General features: G+C 52.3%; 16 protein-coding genes. 14 read left to right on the top strand and 2 right to left on the bottom strand.

The window, feature by feature from the left end; all coding sequences use genetic code 11:
- Positions 1-10: 10 nt before the first annotated feature.
- The 4 genes from flgI to flgL all read left to right on the top strand — a co-directional run bounded on the left by flgI (position 11) and on the right by flgL (position 4,723).
- Positions 11-1,108: a flagellar basal body P-ring protein FlgI gene (gene flgI, locus ACU8XX_RS14965; protein WP_000589326.1), complete on the top strand. Its 1,098-nt coding sequence runs from the start codon at positions 11-13 to the stop codon at positions 1,106-1,108.
- Complete coding sequence (gene flgJ, locus ACU8XX_RS14960) at positions 1,108-2,049, top strand: flagellar assembly peptidoglycan hydrolase FlgJ (protein ID WP_001295441.1); 942 nt, start codon at positions 1,108-1,110, stop codon at positions 2,047-2,049. The genes flgI and flgJ overlap by 1 nt, the downstream gene beginning before the upstream one ends.
- Positions 2,050-2,114: 65 nt before the next feature.
- On the top strand, positions 2,115-3,758 hold the full coding sequence (flgK, locus tag ACU8XX_RS14955; protein ID WP_000096480.1) for a flagellar hook-associated protein FlgK: 1,644 nt from the start codon (positions 2,115-2,117) through the stop codon (positions 3,756-3,758).
- Positions 3,759-3,769: 11 nt separating this feature from the next.
- Positions 3,770-4,723, top strand: coding sequence for a flagellar hook-associated protein FlgL (gene flgL, locus ACU8XX_RS14950; protein ID WP_001212776.1), 954 nt, complete (start codon positions 3,770-3,772; stop codon positions 4,721-4,723).
- Between the two features lie 195 nt (positions 4,724-4,918).
- Here flgL and rne read toward each other — a convergent pair whose 3' ends face one another.
- Positions 4,919-8,104 (bottom strand): ribonuclease E, encoded by a 3,186-nt coding sequence (rne, locus tag ACU8XX_RS14945; RefSeq protein ID WP_112033974.1) that lies wholly within the window; start codon positions 8,102-8,104, stop codon positions 4,919-4,921.
- A gap of 572 nt (positions 8,105-8,676) precedes the next feature.
- On the opposite strand from rne, the gene rluC reads away from it, so the two are divergent.
- Complete coding sequence (rluC, locus tag ACU8XX_RS14940; protein WP_000846343.1) at positions 8,677-9,636, top strand: 23S rRNA pseudouridine(955/2504/2580) synthase RluC; 960 nt, start codon at positions 8,677-8,679, stop codon at positions 9,634-9,636.
- A 111-nt stretch (positions 9,637-9,747) separates the two neighbouring features.
- Here rluC and yceF read toward each other — a convergent pair whose 3' ends face one another.
- A complete protein-coding gene (yceF, locus tag ACU8XX_RS14935) occupies positions 9,748-10,332 on the bottom strand; it encodes a 7-methyl-GTP pyrophosphatase (RefSeq protein WP_001125202.1) in 585 nt (194 codons plus the stop codon).
- 198 nt (positions 10,333-10,530) lie between these two features.
- On the opposite strand from yceF, the gene yceD reads away from it, so the two are divergent.
- The 9 genes from yceD (at position 10,531) to pabC (ending at position 17,846) form a co-directional block, all read left to right on the top strand.
- Entirely contained in the window at positions 10,531-11,052 is a 522-nt protein-coding gene (gene yceD, locus ACU8XX_RS14930; protein ID WP_001174481.1) for a 23S rRNA accumulation protein YceD, read from the top strand.
- A 51-nt stretch (positions 11,053-11,103) separates the two neighbouring features.
- Positions 11,104-11,277, top strand: a complete 174-nt coding sequence (gene rpmF, locus ACU8XX_RS14925; RefSeq protein WP_000290727.1) for a 50S ribosomal protein L32 — start codon at positions 11,104-11,106, stop codon at positions 11,275-11,277.
- An 80-nt stretch (positions 11,278-11,357) separates the two neighbouring features.
- Entirely contained in the window at positions 11,358-12,428 is a 1,071-nt protein-coding gene (gene plsX / locus ACU8XX_RS14920; RefSeq protein ID WP_000197578.1) for a phosphate acyltransferase PlsX, read from the top strand.
- 67 nt (positions 12,429-12,495) lie between these two features.
- Positions 12,496-13,449, top strand: coding sequence for a beta-ketoacyl-ACP synthase III (fabH, locus tag ACU8XX_RS14915; protein ID WP_000288132.1), 954 nt, complete (start codon positions 12,496-12,498; stop codon positions 13,447-13,449).
- Positions 13,450-13,464: 15 nt separating this feature from the next.
- The gene (gene fabD, locus ACU8XX_RS14910) at positions 13,465-14,394 is read left to right on the top strand and encodes an ACP S-malonyltransferase (RefSeq protein WP_000191372.1); all 930 of its coding nucleotides are present in this window, start codon (positions 13,465-13,467) and stop codon (positions 14,392-14,394) included.
- 12 nt (positions 14,395-14,406) lie between these two features.
- Positions 14,407-15,141 carry a 3-oxoacyl-ACP reductase FabG gene (gene fabG / locus ACU8XX_RS14905; RefSeq protein ID WP_001008535.1) on the top strand — a complete coding sequence of 245 codons (735 nt, stop codon included), beginning with the start codon at positions 14,407-14,409 and terminating at the stop codon, positions 15,139-15,141.
- A gap of 210 nt (positions 15,142-15,351) precedes the next feature.
- Positions 15,352-15,588 (top strand): acyl carrier protein, encoded by a 237-nt coding sequence (gene acpP / locus ACU8XX_RS14900; RefSeq protein WP_000103754.1) that lies wholly within the window; start codon positions 15,352-15,354, stop codon positions 15,586-15,588.
- An 87-nt stretch (positions 15,589-15,675) separates the two neighbouring features.
- Positions 15,676-16,917, top strand: coding sequence for a beta-ketoacyl-ACP synthase II (gene fabF, locus ACU8XX_RS14895; protein WP_000044679.1), 1,242 nt, complete (start codon positions 15,676-15,678; stop codon positions 16,915-16,917).
- A gap of 119 nt (positions 16,918-17,036) precedes the next feature.
- Positions 17,037-17,846, top strand: a complete 810-nt coding sequence (pabC, locus tag ACU8XX_RS14890) for an aminodeoxychorismate lyase (RefSeq protein ID WP_112033975.1) — start codon at positions 17,037-17,039, stop codon at positions 17,844-17,846.
- Position 17,847 lies beyond the last annotated feature (1 nt).

Raw genomic sequence — 17,847 nt, 5'->3', positions numbered from 1 at the left:
TGAGGCTGTGGTGATTAAATTTCTCTCTGCATTAATTCTTCTACTGGTCACGACGGCGGCTCAGGCTGAGCGTATTCGCGATCTCACCAGTGTTCAGGGGGTAAGGCAAAACTCACTGATTGGCTATGGTCTGGTGGTGGGGCTGGATGGCACCGGTGACCAGACAACCCAGACGCCGTTTACCACACAAACGCTTAATAACATGCTCTCACAGCTGGGAATTACCGTTCCGACGGGCACCAATATGCAGCTAAAAAACGTCGCTGCGGTAATGGTGACAGCGTCACTTCCTCCGTTTGGACGTCAGGGGCAAACCATCGATGTGGTGGTTTCTTCCATGGGAAATGCCAAAAGCTTGCGTGGAGGTACGTTGTTGATGACACCGCTTAAGGGCGTTGACAGTCAGGTGTATGCGCTGGCGCAGGGCAATATTCTGGTTGGCGGCGCAGGAGCCTCCGCTGGCGGTAGCAGTGTTCAGGTTAACCAACTGAACGGTGGACGGATCACCAATGGTGCGGTTATTGAACGTGAATTGCCCAGCCAGTTTGGCGTCGGGAATACCCTTAATTTGCAACTTAACGACGAAGATTTCAGCATGGCGCAGCAAATCGCTGACACCATCAACCGCGTGCGTGGATATGGCAGCGCCACCGCGTTAGATGCGCGGACTATTCAGGTGCGCGTACCGAGTGGCAACAGTTCCCAGGTCCGCTTCCTTGCCGATATTCAGAATATGCAGGTTAATGTCACCCCGCAGGACGCTAAAGTAGTGATTAACTCGCGCACCGGTTCGGTGGTGATGAATCGCGAAGTGACCCTCGACAGCTGCGCGGTAGCGCAGGGGAATCTCTCAGTAACAGTTAATCGTCAGGCCAATGTCAGCCAGCCAGATACACCGTTTGGTGGTGGACAGACTGTGGTTACTCCACAAACGCAGATCGATTTACGCCAGAGCGGCGGTTCGCTGCAAAGCGTACGTTCCAGCGCCAGCCTCAATAACGTGGTGCGCGCGCTCAATGCGCTGGGCGCTACGCCGATGGATCTGATGTCCATACTGCAATCAATGCAAAGTGCGGGATGTCTGCGGGCAAAACTGGAAATCATCTGATGATCAGCGACAGCAAACTACTGGCAAGTGCGGCCTGGGATGCGCAATCACTCAACGAACTAAAGGCGAAAGCGGGCGAAGATCCGGCGGCAAATATCCGTCCGGTGGCCCGTCAGGTGGAAGGGATGTTCGTGCAGATGATGTTGAAAAGCATGCGCGACGCTTTACCAAAAGATGGCCTGTTCAGCAGCGAGCACACTCGCCTGTATACCAGTATGTATGACCAGCAGATTGCCCAACAGATGACGGCGGGCAAAGGTCTGGGGCTTGCAGAGATGATGGTTAAACAGATGACGCCAGAACAACCATTGCCAGAGGAGTCCACGCCAGCAGCACCGATGAAATTCCCGCTCGAAACTGTGGTGCGTTATCAAAATCAGGCGCTTTCGCAGCTGGTGCAAAAGGCCGTGCCACGTAACTACGATGATTCGCTGCCGGGTGACAGTAAAGCATTCCTCGCGCAACTCTCGCTGCCCGCCCAACTGGCAAGCCAGCAAAGCGGTGTGCCACATCATTTGATCCTCGCTCAGGCGGCACTGGAATCTGGTTGGGGGCAACGGCAAATCCGCCGCGAAAACGGCGAGCCGAGCTATAACCTGTTTGGTGTCAAAGCCTCTGGCAACTGGAAAGGGCCAGTTACTGAAATCACCACGACTGAATATGAAAACGGCGAAGCGAAGAAAGTAAAAGCGAAGTTTCGCGTCTACAGCTCGTATCTGGAAGCCTTGTCGGATTACGTTGGGCTGTTAACGCGTAACCCGCGCTACGCCGCCGTGACGACCGCCGCGAGTGCGGAACAGGGGGCGCAGGCCCTACAGGACGCGGGCTATGCCACCGATCCTCACTATGCCCGCAAACTCACCAACATGATTCAGCAGATGAAATCGATAAGCGACAAGGTGAGCAAAACCTACAGTATGAACATTGATAATCTGTTCTGAATAACTCAAGTCCGGCGGGTCGCTGCCGATAATACTCTGTAATTGAAGGCTTATAAGGAACCTCCATGTCCAGCTTGATTAATAACGCCATGAGCGGACTGAACGCGGCCCAGGCGGCGTTAAATACGGCAAGTAATAATATCTCCAGCTATAACGTTGCCGGATATACCCGCCAAACCACTATTATGGCGCAGGCCAATAGCACGTTGGGCGCTGGCGGCTGGGTTGGCAATGGTGTCTACGTTTCTGGTGTGCAGCGTGAGTATGATGCGTTTATTACCAACCAGTTACGTGCGGCGCAGACGCAAAGTAGCGGTCTGACTGCCCGCTATGAGCAGATGTCGAAAATCGACAATATGCTCTCCACCAGTACCTCTTCGCTGGCAACACAGATGCAGGATTTCTTCACCAGCCTGCAAACGCTGGTGAGTAACGCGGAAGACCCGGCAGCGCGCCAGGCGCTGATTGGGAAATCAGAAGGATTGGTGAATCAGTTTAAAACCACCGATCAATATCTGCGCGACCAGGACAAACAGGTCAATATCGCGATAGGTGCCAGCGTTGATCAGATCAACAACTACGCTAAACAAATTGCCAGCCTGAACGATCAAATCTCGCGCCTGACAGGCGTGGGGGCAGGGGCGTCACCTAACAATCTGCTGGATCAACGCGATCAACTGGTGAGCGAATTAAACCAGATTGTTGGTGTAGAAGTCAGCGTTCAGGATGGCGGCACTTATAACATCACGATGGCCAATGGTTACTCACTGGTTCAGGGAAGTACGGCGCGGCAACTGGCGGCAGTTCCTTCCAGCGCTGACCCTTCTCGTACGACTGTCGCTTATGTTGATGGGACGGCAGGCAATATTGAGATCCCGGAGAAATTACTGAATACCGGGTCGCTGGGCGGCATTCTGACATTCCGTTCTCAGGATCTGGACCAGACGCGTAATACGCTTGGACAACTGGCGCTGGCATTTGCCGAGGCTTTCAACACCCAACACAAAGCCGGATTTGATGCTAACGGCGATGCCGGTGAAGATTTCTTTGCTATCGGTAAGCCCGCGGTTCTGCAAAACACGAAAAACAAAGGTGACGTTGCGATCGGTGCCACGGTAACTGATGCCTCCGCGGTACTGGCGACAGATTACAAAATCTCGTTCGATAATAATCAGTGGCAGGTCACCCGCCTTGCCAGCAATACCACTTTTACGGTGACGCCGGATGCCAACGGTAAAGTGGCATTTGATGGTCTGGAGTTGACGTTTACAGGAACGCCTGCCGTTAACGACAGCTTCACGCTGAAACCAGTAAGTGACGCCATCGTCAACATGGATGTATTAATCACCGACGAAGCGAAAATCGCGATGGCGAGCGAAGAAGATGCGGGTGATAGCGACAACCGCAACGGTCAGGCCCTGCTGGATCTGCAAAGCAACAGTAAAACGGTGGGCGGTGCGAAATCCTTTAACGACGCTTATGCCTCGTTAGTGAGTGATATCGGTAATAAAACCGCGACGTTGAAAACCAGTAGCACCACGCAAGGTAATGTGGTGACGCAGCTTTCCAATCAGCAGCAGTCGATTTCCGGTGTCAATCTCGATGAGGAGTACGGAAATCTGCAACGTTTTCAGCAGTATTACCTGGCGAATGCGCAGGTTCTGCAGACGGCAAACGCGATTTTTGATGCGCTGATTAACATTCGCTAAGGGGAGATAAGATGCGTTTCAGTACCCAGATGATGTACCAGCAAAACATGCGTGGCATCACCAATTCTCAGGCAGAATGGATGAAGTACGGCGAGCAGATGTCGACAGGTAAGCGAGTCGTTAACCCTTCTGACGATCCCATTGCAGCATCACAAGCCGTAGTTCTCTCCCAGGCACAGGCGCAAAACAGCCAGTACACGCTGGCACGTACTTTCGCCACTCAAAAAGTGTCACTGGAAGAGAGTGTACTTAGCCAGGTCACCACTGCTATCCAGAATGCTCAGGAAAAAATTGTCTACGCCAGCAATGGCACCTTGAGTGACGATGACCGGGCCTCGCTGGCTACGGATATTCAGGGGCTTCGTGACCAGTTGCTGAATCTGGCGAACACCACTGACGGTAACGGGCGTTACATTTTTGCCGGTTATAAAACAGAAACTGCGCCGTTTAGTGAGGCTAACGGTGATTATGTCGGCGGAACAGAAAGTATTAAGCAACAGGTCGATGCTTCGCGTTCGATGGTGATAGGGCACACGGGTGACAAAATTTTCGACAGTATTACCAGCAACGCGGTAGCGGAACCAGACGGTAGCGCTTCTGAAACCAATCTTTTTGCCATGCTGGATAGTGCCATCGCAGCCCTGAAAACGCCGGTCGCGGATAGCGAAGCGGATAAAGAAACCGCCGCTGCGGCGTTAGATAAAACCAACCGCGGACTGAAAAACTCGCTGAACAATGTGCTGACTGTTCGCGCGGAATTAGGCACGCAGCTGAACGAACTGGAGTCGCTGGATTCATTAGGTAGCGATCGCGCTTTAGGGCAAACGCAGCAGATGAGCGATCTGGTTGATGTGGATTGGAATGCAACTATTTCATCTTACATCATGCAGCAAACGGCATTGCAGGCATCGTATAAAGCATTTACCGATATGCAGGGATTGTCGCTCTTCCAGCTCAACAAATAATTTCGCTTTAAAACATATCATGAAACTGGGTATGTTTTGTCTGCCTGCTCTGGGATCGCTGGGGCGGGCATTTTTTTGCCTATTTTGCATTGTTGGTTAGCAAGGATGCCATTCGATGAATTTTAATATGTTGATTCAAAGATGAAATAAAAAAGCCCTGGCAGTTACCAGGGCTTGATTACTTTGAGCTAATTATTACTCAACAGGTTGCGGATGCGCAGGAGCGGCAGAGGCATGATGTGTTGCCGTATGACCACCTGCGGCACCTTTACCTTCGAAGGCAAAAGTAGGGCGCTGCCAGTCACTGTGACGCGGTGCCTCCGGAACATATTCCGGTGCTGGAGCGCGCGTCATTGGCGCGGTAGCGTGGTTATGCTCAACGGTGACCTCAGGTTCGACCGCAGCTACCGTTTCAACTTCTGCTGCGACTTCAGCGACTACTGGCGCGGCAGGTTGAGCAACAATTTCAGGTTCAGCAACTACAACCTCAGCAGTTTCGACAACTTCTTCAATATCTGCCGTCTCTTCCTGCGGTTCAACCACCGGTTCTGCTTGTTCTGCAACTTCCTGGGCTACGGCAACATCAGACTCGGTAATCACCTGCGGCTGTTCAGTTACCGCGGCAGCAATCACTTCAGGATGCGTCGTTTCAACCACTTCCGGTTGCGGTTCGGCAACCTGAACGGGGGCTTCTACGACACCGGCCACTTCTTCAACAACTGGCGCGCTAACAACCGGTTCGATAGCGGCGGCGACAGGGACCTCAGTCACCATCGGCTGCACATGTACTTCTTCCTGTTCGCGCTGCTCTTCAACCTGTACATCTTGCGGACGTACAATTGGATAGCGGATCCAGACTTTGCCAGAGGCCAGTTCCGGAGACGCGCACGCTACGGTCAACGGCATTGGCGACTGGGTTGGATAACGCTCGTCACGATAGCGACGACGACGCTGACCACTTACGCGCAGGTGACGAGGCGAGCGGCGAGAACGACGCGGCATGCCACCGTTGTCACGGTTATCAGCATTGTTCTCTTCTTGCTGTTCTGGTGCAGTTTGCGCTACGACTGGCAGCGGGACTTTCACCAGTTCTGTGCGTGGAGCTGGCGCTTCCTGAACAATTGGTTCGGCAGCGACAGTTTCTTCAACCACCGGTGCGACTACCGCTTCTTCGGCTACGCTTTGCTCGTAACGCACTTTCTGATTGAGCTGACGCTGTTTACGACGCGGCTGAACCGGACGTACACGTTCTTCCTGTTCGGTTTCCTGAACAGATTGCTCTTCAACATTCAGCGCCTTCGCTTCTTGTTGCGCCTGACGTTTATCATCATTACGGCGGCGGCTACGTTCACGACGCGGCGCTTGCTGCTCGTCGGTGGTACGCGCTTTTTCCGTTACCTCAGCCTGCTGACGGCTCTCACGCGTCTCGGCAGTCTGCTGCTGTGCCTGGCGACGATTACGACGGTTTTCTTCGCGATTATCGCTGCCTTCAGTACGTTCACTACGGGTGTCGCGGCGCTCATTACGGTCACGGCGGTTGTTCTGACGAGGCTTGCGACGATCCTGTTGACGTTCCGGTTTCGCTTCTGCTTTCGGTGTTGGTTGCTCGGACGGTTTGGTTTCTTCACCACCGCTGAACAGCGCTTTCAGTGCGCCGAAGAAGCGGCTCAACAGCCCAGGTTGGGCAGGAGCGGCTGGTGTTGCCGGTGCAGATTTAGGTGCTGGGGCTACGACAGGCGCGGCAGGTTCAGCTGGGGTTGGCGCTGGCGGCACATCCGGCATGGCAAAGGTTGCCAGCGCAGGTTGTTCCGGACGCTTACGTTCAGCGAACTCTTCTTCAGACGGCAGCGCCATCGCTTCTTCATGCAGCTTCGGCAGCATGTAGCTTAAGGTCGGCGTTTCTTCCCCTTTACGCACGCGCAGCACGTGGTAGTGCGGGGTTTCCATCTGATCGTTTGGCACAATCACGCAGCGAACACCGTCCTGACGCGTTTCAATGGCATTCACCGCAGAACGTTTTTCATTCAGCAGATAAGAAGCGATTGGCACAGGAACAATGGCGTGAACTTCCTGGGTGTTCTCTTTCAGCGCTTCTTCTTCGATCAGACGCAGAATAGAGAGCGACAGCGATTCGTTGTCACGCACGGTACCGGTACCGGAGCAGCGCGGGCAGACGTGATGGCTGGATTCACCCAGTGATGGGCTCAGGCGCTGACGGGACATTTCCAGCAGGCCAAAGCGAGAAATATGGCTGATTTGAATACGCGCACGGTCCTGACGCACCGCTTCACGCAGACGGTTTTCTACCGCACGCTGGTGGCGTACTGGCGTCATGTCGATGAAGTCGATAACAATCAGGCCGCCGAGGTCACGCAGGCGCAGCTGACGAGCAATCTCATCGGCAGCTTCGAGGTTAGTGTTAAACGCGGTTTCTTCGATATCGCCGCCGCGGGTCGCGCGTGCGGAGTTGATGTCGATGGCCGTTAACGCTTCGGTGCTGTCGATAACAATGGAACCACCAGACGGCAGACGAACTTCACGCTGGAAGGCGGACTCGATCTGTGACTCGATCTGGTAGTGGCTGAACAGCGGGATCTCGCCGGTGTACAGTTTGATTTTGCTGCTGAAATCCGGGCGACCTAATGCAGCGATATGCTGACGTGCCAGTTCGAGCACTTTCGGGTTATCGATAAGGATTTCGCCGATGTCCTGACGTAAGTAATCGCGGAATGCGCGAACGATTACGTTGCTCTCCTGATGAATCAGGAACGGGGCCGGGCGGCTTTCAGCGGCTTTTTTGATGGCTTCCCAGTGTTTCAGACGGAAGCTTAAATCCCATTGCAGCGCCTCAGCAGATTTGCCGACGCCAGCGGTGCGCACGATAAGCCCCATGCCTTCCGGCAGTTCAAGGCTTGCCAGTGCTTCTTTTAATTCGGTACGGTCGTCGCCTTCGATACGGCGAGAAATGCCACCCGCGCGCGGGTTGTTCGGCATCAGAACCAGATAGCTACCCGCCAGACTGATAAAGGTGGTTAATGCCGCGCCTTTGTTGCCGCGCTCTTCTTTATCGATCTGAACAATGACTTCCTGACCTTCACGCAACACATCTTTAATGTTGGGACGACCATGAGCACTGTAGTTAGCAGGGAAATATTCGCGGGCAATTTCTTTTAGTGGGAGGAAACCGTGACGTTCAGCGCCGTAATCAACAAAAGCAGCTTCCAGACTCGGTTCAATGCGGGTGATTTTACCTTTGTAGATGTTTGCCTTTTTCTGCTCGTGCCCTGGACTTTCGATATCCAGGTCATACAGACGCTGCCCATCTACAAGGGCAACGCGCAACTCTTCCTGCTGAGTTGCGTTGATTAACATTCTTTTCATCGTAACTTACTCATTATTCTTACATTGACGACTAAGCTGCGGGCAAAGTAACGCCTTTCCGGGTGTGAACCGATGGCCTCGTGTCTAGTCGCGTCGCCAACCTCACGGTTATCGTCAGCTCAAAGAGGCGCAGAGTGTCGGTTGCCCGTTTTTCATGCGGAAAAACAGCGCAATTATCAAAGAAACAGACTGGGTATTACTCTCCAGAAATATTTCCATCTACCGGTAAGGACTGCAACCCGCAGCCCGCTAACTGCCTGAAAGATCAATACGTCTTACGCCATTGCTGCGTGGATGATCGGTCGGGCAAAATGGGTTATTCCGTAAAATTTCTTGTTTTAACAAGGATGGACACGGAAACGGCCTCATTATTCCACTGCAAGCCTTGTTATAGCAAGATGACTTTTACCATTTATCACCCGCTTACTCACAGTTTTTTCACTTCTTGCTGGTGATTGGTTTAATAACCATCAATAAAGTGATCACGCAGTGAAGTAATAAGGTGCAAAAGTAAATATAAGCATAGAAAAATGAGTGGCGCGAATCCTGTTGGCTAATTAGAATCGCCAACCATGAAAACAGAGACTCCATCCGTAAAAATTGTTGCTATCACCGCTGACGAAGCGGGGCAACGTATCGATAACTTTTTGCGTACCCAATTGAAAGGCGTACCAAAAAGTATGATTTACCGTATTTTGCGTAAAGGCGAAGTGCGGGTGAACAAAAAACGTATTAAGCCTGAATATAAACTCGAAGCGGGTGATGAGGTGCGTATTCCACCGGTTCGCGTTGCTGAGCGGGAAGAAGAGGCGGTTTCGCCACATCTGCAAAAGGTGGCGGCGCTGGCGGACGTCATCTTATATGAAGATGATCACATCCTGGTGCTGAATAAACCTTCCGGTACGGCGGTACATGGCGGCAGTGGTTTAAGCTTCGGCGTTATTGAAGGTTTGCGGGCGTTGCGCCCGGAAGCGCGGTTCCTTGAACTGGTTCATCGTCTTGACCGGGACACCTCAGGTGTTTTGCTGGTAGCGAAAAAACGCTCGGCGTTGCGTTCTCTGCATGAGCAATTACGTGAAAAAGGGATGCAAAAAGATTACCTGGCGCTGGTGCGCGGTCAGTGGCAGTCGCATGTGAAGAGCGTTCAAGCGCCGTTATTGAAAAATATTCTGCAAAGCGGCGAACGTATCGTGCGTGTCAGTCAGGAAGGCAAACCGTCGGAAACACGCTTTAAAGTGGAAGAACGCTATGCATTTGCCACCCTGGTGCGTTGTAGCCCGGTAACCGGACGTACTCATCAGATCCGTGTGCATACACAGTATGCGGGTCATCCGATTGCCTTTGACGATCGCTACGGTGACCGTGAATTTGACAGACAGCTCACTGAAGCAGGCACGGGATTAAATCGTCTGTTCCTGCACGCCGCAGCGTTGAAGTTTACCCATCCGGGGACCGGTGAGGTGATGCGTATCGAAGCGCCGATGGATGAAGGTTTGAAGCGTTGTTTGCAAAAGCTGCGTAACGCGCGCTAATACAAGCATATAAGCCTGATAATGGGCGGTTGGCCTGATAAGGCGTTTACGCCGCATCAGGCCGCCTGCACCGATTGCCGGATGCGACGTAACCGCATCCGGCGCAAACAACTATCCCATCAGCGGGTTTTTCCCTTCCCGACGTAACATCTGACACAGCGCGATTAGCGGTAAACCAACCAGCGTGTTAGGGTCACGTCCCTCTAAACGCTCAAACAGCGTAATGCCAAATCCTTCACTCTTAAAGCTACCCGCGCAGTGCAGGGGATGCTCCTTACGCACGTAATTATCAATCTCCGCCTCGCTCAGGTGACGGAAATGGACGTCAAAAGGCTCCACTTCTGTTTGCAGATGCCCATTCGCCGAATTAAACAACGCCAGTCCAGTATAGAAGGTGACGATATTGCCGCTGGCTTTGCGTAATTGCAGACGGGCATTTTCTTCCGTTAACGGTTTACCGGTGATTTCGCCATCAAGAACACATACCTGGTCTGAACCAATAATTAAATGATCCGGATAACGTGACGCCAGAGATTGCGCTTTTTCTTGTGCCAGTCGAAGCACCAACTGTCGCGGTGATTCGTCGCTGCGTGGGGTTTCGTCGACCTCTGGTGCTGCACATTCAAAAGAGATTTGCAGTTTTTCCAGAAGAGCGCGACGCCATGGCGAGGTGGAGGCTAAAATAAGTTTAGGCATATTTTTTTCCATCAGATATAGCGTATTGATGATAGCCATTTTAAACTATGCGCTTCGTTTTGCAGGTTGATGTTTGTTATCAGCACTGAACGAAAATAAAGCAGTAACCCGCAATGTGTGCGAATTATTGGCAAAAGGCAACCACAGGCTGCCTTTTTCTTTGACTCTATGACGTTACAAAGTTAATATGCGCGCCCTATGCAAAAGGTAAAATTACCCCTGACTCTCGATCCGGTTCGTACGGCTCAAAAACGCCTTGATTACCAGGGTATCTATACCCCTGATCAGGTTGAGCGCGTCGCCGAATCCGTAGTCAGTGTGGACAGTGATGTGGAATGCTCCATGTCGTTCGCTATCGATAACCAACGTCTCGCAGTGTTAAACGGCGATGCGAAGGTGACGGTAACGCTCGAGTGTCAGCGTTGCGGGAAGCCGTTTACTCATCAGGTCTACACAACGTATTGTTTTAGTCCTGTGCGTTCAGACGAACAGGCTGAAGCACTGCCGGAAGCGTATGAACCGATTGAGGTTAACGAATTCGGTGAAATCGATCTGCTTGCAATGGTTGAAGATGAAATCATCCTCGCCTTGCCGGTAGTTCCGGTGCATGATTCTGAACACTGTGAAGTGTCCGAAGCGGACATGGTCTTTGGTGAACTGCCTGAAGAAGCGCAAAAGCCAAACCCATTTGCCGTATTAGCCAGCTTAAAGCGTAAGTAATTGGTGCTCCCCGTTGGATCGGGGATAAACCGTAATTGAGGAGTAAGGTCCATGGCCGTACAACAGAATAAACCAACCCGTTCCAAACGTGGCATGCGTCGTTCCCATGACGCGCTGACCGCAGTCACCAGCCTGTCTGTAGACAAAACTTCTGGTGAAAAACACCTGCGTCACCACATCACTGCCGACGGTTACTACCGCGGCCGCAAGGTCATCGCTAAGTAATCACGCGTCTGCGTGATGAAGCTTAGTGAGGATTTTCCCCAGGCAACTGGGGAAAGACCAAACCGGGCGGCGACGATACCTTGACACGTCTAACCCTGGCGTTAGATGTCATGGGAGGGGATTTTGGCCCTTCCGTGACAGTGCCTGCAGCATTGCAGGCACTGAATTCTAATTCGCAACTCACTCTTCTTTTAGTCGGCAATCCCGACGCCATCACGCCATTACTTGCTAAAGCTGACTTTGAACAACGTTCGCGTCTGCAGATTATTCCTGCGCAGTCAGTTATCGCCAGTGATGCCCGGCCTTCGCAAGCTATCCGCGCCAGTCGTGGGAGTTCAATGCGCGTGGCCCTGGAGCTGGTGAAAGAAGGTCGAGCGCAAGCCTGTGTCAGTGCCGGTAATACCGGGGCACTGATGGGGCTGGCAAAATTATTACTCAAGCCCCTGGAGGGGATTGAGCGTCCGGCGCTGGTGACGGTATTACCACATCAGCAAAAGGGCAAAACGGTGGTCCTTGACTTAGGGGCCAACGTCGATTGTGACAGTACAATGTTGGTGCAATTTGCCATTATGGGCTCAGTTCTGGCTGAAGAGGTGGTGGAAATTCCCAATCCTCGCGTGGCGTTGCTCAATATTGGTGAAGAAGAAGTAAAGGGTCTCGACAGTATTCGGGATGCCTCAGCGGTGCTTAAAACAATCCCTTCTATCAATTATATCGGCTATCTTGAAGCCAATGAGTTGTTAACTGGCAAGACAGATGTGCTGGTTTGTGACGGCTTTACAGGAAATGTCACATTAAAGACGATGGAAGGTGTTGTCAGGATGTTCCTTTCTCTGCTGAAATCTCAGGGTGAAGGGAAAAAACGGTCGTGGTGGCTACTGTTATTAAAGCGTTGGCTACAAAAGAGCCTGACGAGGCGATTCAGTCACCTCAACCCCGACCAGTATAACGGCGCCTGTCTGTTAGGATTGCGCGGCACGGTGATAAAAAGTCATGGTGCAGCCAATCAGCGAGCTTTTGCGGTCGCGATTGAACAGGCAGTGCAGGCGGTGCAGCGACAAGTTCCTCAGCGAATTGCCGCTCGCCTGGAATCTGTATACCCAGCTGGTTTTGAGCTGCTGGACGGTGGCAAAAGCGGAACTCTGCGGTAGCAGGACGCTGCCAGCGAACTCGCAGTTTGCAAGTGACGGTATATAACCGAAAAGTGACTGAGCGTACATGTATACGAAGATTATTGGTACTGGCAGCTATCTGCCCGAACAAGTGCGGACAAACGCCGATTTGGAAAAAATGGTGGACACCTCTGATGAGTGGATTGTCACTCGTACCGGTATCCGCGAACGCCACATTGCCGCGCCAAACGAAACCGTTTCAACCATGGGCTTTGAAGCGGCGACACGCGCAATTGAGATGGCGGGCATTGAGAAAGACCAGATTGGCCTGATCGTTGTGGCAACGACTTCTGCTACGCACGCTTTCCCGAGCGCAGCTTGTCAGATTCAAAGCATGTTGGGCATTAAAGGTTGCCCGGCATTTGACGTTGCAGCAGCCTGCGCAGGTTTCACCTATGCATTAAGCGTAGCCGATCAATACGTGAAATCTGGGGCGGTGAAGTATGCTCTGGTCGTCGGTTCCGATGTACTGGCGCGCACCTGCGATCCAACAGATCGTGGGACTATTATTATTTTTGGCGATGGCGCGGGCGCTGCGGTGCTGGCTGCCTCTGAAGAGCCGGGAATCATTTCCACCCATCTGCATGCCGACGGTAGTTATGGTGAATTGCTGACGCTGCCAAACGCCGACCGCGTGAATCCAGAGAATTCAATTCATCTGACGATGGCGGGCAACGAAGTCTTCAAGGTTGCGGTAACGGAACTGGCGCACATCGTTGATGAGACGCTGGCGGCGAATAATCTTGACCGTTCTCAACTGGACTGGCTGGTTCCGCATCAGGCTAACCTGCGTATTATCAGTGCAACGGCGAAAAAACTCGGTATGTCTATGGACAATGTCGTGGTGACGCTGGATCGCCACGGTAATACCTCTGCGGCCTCTGTCCCGTGCGCGCTGGATGAAGCTGTACGCGACGGGCGCATTAAGCCGGGGCAGTTGGTTCTGCTTGAAGCCTTTGGCGGTGGATTCACCTGGGGCTCCGCGCTGGTTCGTTTCTAGGATAAGGATTAAAACATGACGCAATTTGCATTTGTGTTCCCTGGACAGGGTTCTCAAACCGTTGGAATGCTGGCTGATATGGCGGCGAGCTATCCAATTGTCGAAGAAACGTTTGCTGAAGCTTCTGCGGCGCTGGGCTACGACCTGTGGGCGCTGACCCAGCAGGGGCCAGCTGAAGAACTGAATAAAACCTGGCAAACTCAGCCTGCGCTGTTGACTGCCTCTGTTGCGCTGTATCGCGTATGGCAGCAGCAGGGCGGTAAAGCACCGGCAATGATGGCCGGTCACAGCCTGGGGGAATACTCCGCGCTGGTTTGCGCTGGTGTGATTGATTTCGCTGATGCGGTGCGTCTGGTTGAGATGCGCGGCAAGTTTATGCAAGAAGCCGTACCGGAAGGCACGGGCGCTATGGCGGCAATCATCGGTCTGGATGATGCGTCTATTGCGAAAGCGTGTGAAGAAGCTGCAGAAGGTCAGGTCGTTTCTCCGGTAAACTTTAACTCTCCGGGACAGGTGGTTATTGCCGGTCATAAAGAAGCGGTTGAGCGTGCTGGCGCTGCCTGTAAAGCTGCGGGCGCAAAACGCGCTCTGCCGTTACCAGTGAGCGTACCGTCTCACTGTGCGCTGATGAAACCAGCAGCCGACAAACTGGCAGTAGAATTAGCGAAAATCACCTTTAACGCACCAACAGTTCCTGTTGTGAATAACGTTGATGTGAAATGCGAAACCAATGGTGATGCCATCCGTGACGCACTGGTACGTCAGTTGTATAACCCGGTTCAGTGGACGAAGTCTGTTGAGTACATGGCAGCGCAAGGCGTAGAACATCTCTATGAAGTCGGCCCGGGCAAAGTGCTTACTGGCCTGACGAAACGCATTGTCGACACCCTGACCGCCTCGGCGCTGAACGAACCTTCAGCGATGGCAGCGGCGCTCGAGCTTTAAAAGAGGAAAATCATGAATTTTGAAGGAAAAATCGCACTGGTAACCGGTGCAAGCCGCGGAATTGGCCGCGCAATTGCTGAAACGCTCGCAGCCCGTGGCGCGAAAGTTATTGGCACTGCGACCAGTGAAAATGGCGCTCAGGCGATCAGTGATTATTTAGGTGCCAACGGCAAAGGTCTGATGTTGAATGTGACCGACCCGGCATCTATCGAATCTGTTCTGGAAAAAATTCGCGCAGAATTTGGTGAAGTGGATATCCTGGTCAATAATGCCGGTATCACTCGTGATAACCTGTTAATGCGAATGAAAGATGAAGAGTGGAACGATATTATCGAAACCAACCTTTCATCTGTTTTCCGTCTGTCAAAAGCGGTAATGCGCGCTATGATGAAAAAGCGTCATGGTCGTATTATCACTATCGGTTCTGTGGTTGGTACCATGGGAAATGGCGGTCAGGCCAACTACGCTGCGGCGAAAGCGGGCTTGATCGGCTTCAGTAAATCACTGGCGCGCGAAGTTGCGTCACGCGGTATTACTGTAAACGTTGTTGCTCCGGGCTTTATTGAAACGGACATGACACGTGCGCTGAGCGATGACCAGCGTGCGGGTATCCTGGCGCAGGTTCCTGCGGGTCGCCTCGGCGGCGCACAGGAAATCGCCAACGCGGTTGCATTCCTGGCATCCGACGAAGCAGCTTACATCACGGGTGAAACTTTGCATGTGAACGGCGGGATGTACATGGTCTGACCGCGATTTGCACAAAATGCTCATGTTGCGCGCAGTCTGCGTGGTTATGAGTAATAATTAGTGCAAAATGATTTGCGTTATTGGGGGGTAAGGCCTCAAAATAACGTAAAATCGTGGTAAGACCTGCCGGGATTTAGTTGCAAATTTTTCAACATTTTATACACTACGAAAACCATCGCGAAAGCGAGTTTTGATAGGAAATTTAAGAGTATGAGCACTATCGAAGAACGCGTTAAGAAAATTATCGGCGAACAGCTGGGCGTTAAGCAGGAAGAAGTTACCAACAATGCTTCTTTCGTTGAAGACCTGGGCGCGGATTCTCTTGACACCGTTGAGCTGGTAATGGCTCTGGAAGAAGAGTTTGATACTGAGATTCCGGACGAAGAAGCTGAGAAAATCACCACCGTTCAGGCTGCCATTGATTACATCAACGGCCACCAGGCGTAAGTGAACATCTCCAGGCGGTCGTTCGACCGCCTGAGTTTTATCTTTTTGTCCCACTAGAATCATTTTTTCCCTCCCTGGAGGACAAACGTGTCTAAGCGTCGTGTAGTTGTGACCGGACTGGGCATGTTGTCTCCTGTCGGCAATACCGTAGAGTCTACCTGGAAAGCTCTGCTTGCCGGTCAGAGTGGCATCAGCCTAATCGACCATTTCGATACTAGCGCCTATGCAACGAAATTTGCTGGCTTAGTAAAGGATTTTAACTGTGAGGACATTATCTCGCGCAAAGAACAGCGCAAGATGGATGCCTTCATTCAATATGGAATTGTCGCTGGCGTTCAGGCCATGCAGGATTCTGGCCTTGAAATAACGGAAGAGAACGCAACCCGCATTGGTGCCGCAATTGGCTCCGGGATTGGCGGCCTCGGACTGATCGAAGAAAACCACACATCTCTGATGAACGGTGGTCCACGTAAGATCAGCCCATTCTTCGTTCCGTCAACGATTGTGAACATGGTGGCAGGTCATCTGACTATCATGTATGGCCTGCGTGGCCCAAGCATCTCTATCGCGACCGCCTGTACTTCCGGCGTGCACAACATTGGCCATGCTGCGCGTATTATCGCGTATGGCGATGCTGACGTGATGGTTGCAGGTGGCGCAGAGAAAGCCAGTACGCCGCTGGGTGTTGGTGGTTTTGGCGCGGCACGTGCATTATCTACCCGCAATGATAACCCGCAAGCGGCGAGCCGCCCGTGGGATAAAGAGCGTGATGGTTTCGTACTGGGCGATGGTGCCGGTATGCTGGTACTTGAAGAGTACGAACACGCGAAAAAACGCGGTGCGAAAATTTACGCTGAACTCGTCGGCTTTGGTATGAGCAGCGATGCTTATCATATGACGTCACCGCCAGAAAATGGCGCAGGCGCAGCTCTGGCAATGGCAAATGCTCTGCGTGATGCAGGCATTGAAGCGAGTCAGATTGGCTACGTTAACGCGCACGGTACTTCTACGCCGGCTGGCGATAAAGCTGAAGCGCAGGCGGTGAAAACCATCTTCGGTGAAGCTGCAAGCCGTGTGTTGGTAAGCTCCACGAAATCTATGACCGGTCACCTGTTAGGTGCGGCGGGTGCAGTAGAATCTATCTACTCCATCCTGGCGCTGCGCGATCAGGCTGTTCCGCCAACCATCAACCTGGATAACCCGGATGAAGGTTGCGATCTGGATTTCGTACCGCATGAAGCACGTCAGGTCAGCGGAATGGAATACACGCTGTGTAACTCCTTCGGCTTCGGTGGCACTAATGGTTCTTTGATCTTTAAAAAGATCTAAGTTGTCATTTCCCACCCTTATAAAAGGTCCGCTTGCGGGCCTTTTTTCTTAGCTTTTATTCCGACTTGTTCCGTAGTGAACATGCTGCCACACTAACAATTCTCTGATAAGGAGCCGGTATGTTCTTAATTAACGGTTATAAGCAGGAATCGCTGGCAGTAAGCGATCGGGCAACGCAGTTTGGTGATGGTTGTTTTACCACCGCCAGAGTTATCGACGGTAAAGTCAGTTTGTTATCGGCGCATATCCAGCGACTACAGGATGCTTGTCAGCGGTTGATGATTTCCTGTGACTTCTGGCCACAGCTTGAACAAGAGATGAAAACGCTGGCAGCAGAACAGCAAAATGGTGTACTGAAAGTCGTGATCAGTCGCGGTAGTGGCGGGCGAGGGTACAGCACATTGAACAGTGGACCGGCAACGCGGATTCTCTCCGTTACGGCTTATCCTGCACATTACGACCGTTTGCGTAACGAGGGGATGAGGTTGGCGCTAAGCCCGGTGCGGCTGGGGCGCAATCCTCATCTTGCAGGTATTAAACATCTCAATCGTCTTGAGCAAGTATTGATTCGCTCTCATCTTGAGCAGACAAACGCTGATGAGGCGCTGGTCCTTGACAGCGAAGGGTGGGTTACGGAATGCTGTGCGGCTAATTTGTTCTGGCGGAAGGGCAACGTAGTTTATACGCCGCGACTGGATCAGGCAGGTGTTAACGGCATTATGCGACAATTCTGTATCCGTTTGCTGGCACAATCCTCTTATCAGCTTGTCGAAGTGCAAGCCTCTCTGGAAGAGGCGTTGCAGGCAGATGAGATGGTTATTTGTAATGCGTTAATGCCAGTGATGCCCGTACGTGCCTGTGGCGATGTCTCCTTTTCGTCAGCAACGTTATATGAATATTTAGCCCCACTTTGTGAGCGCCCGAATTAGT

It is taken from the genome of Escherichia sp. MAL-1 (assembly GCF_052948035.1).
The sequence above is the reverse complement of the archived record's forward strand: the minus strand, read 5'-3'. Positions and strand labels throughout refer to the sequence as shown.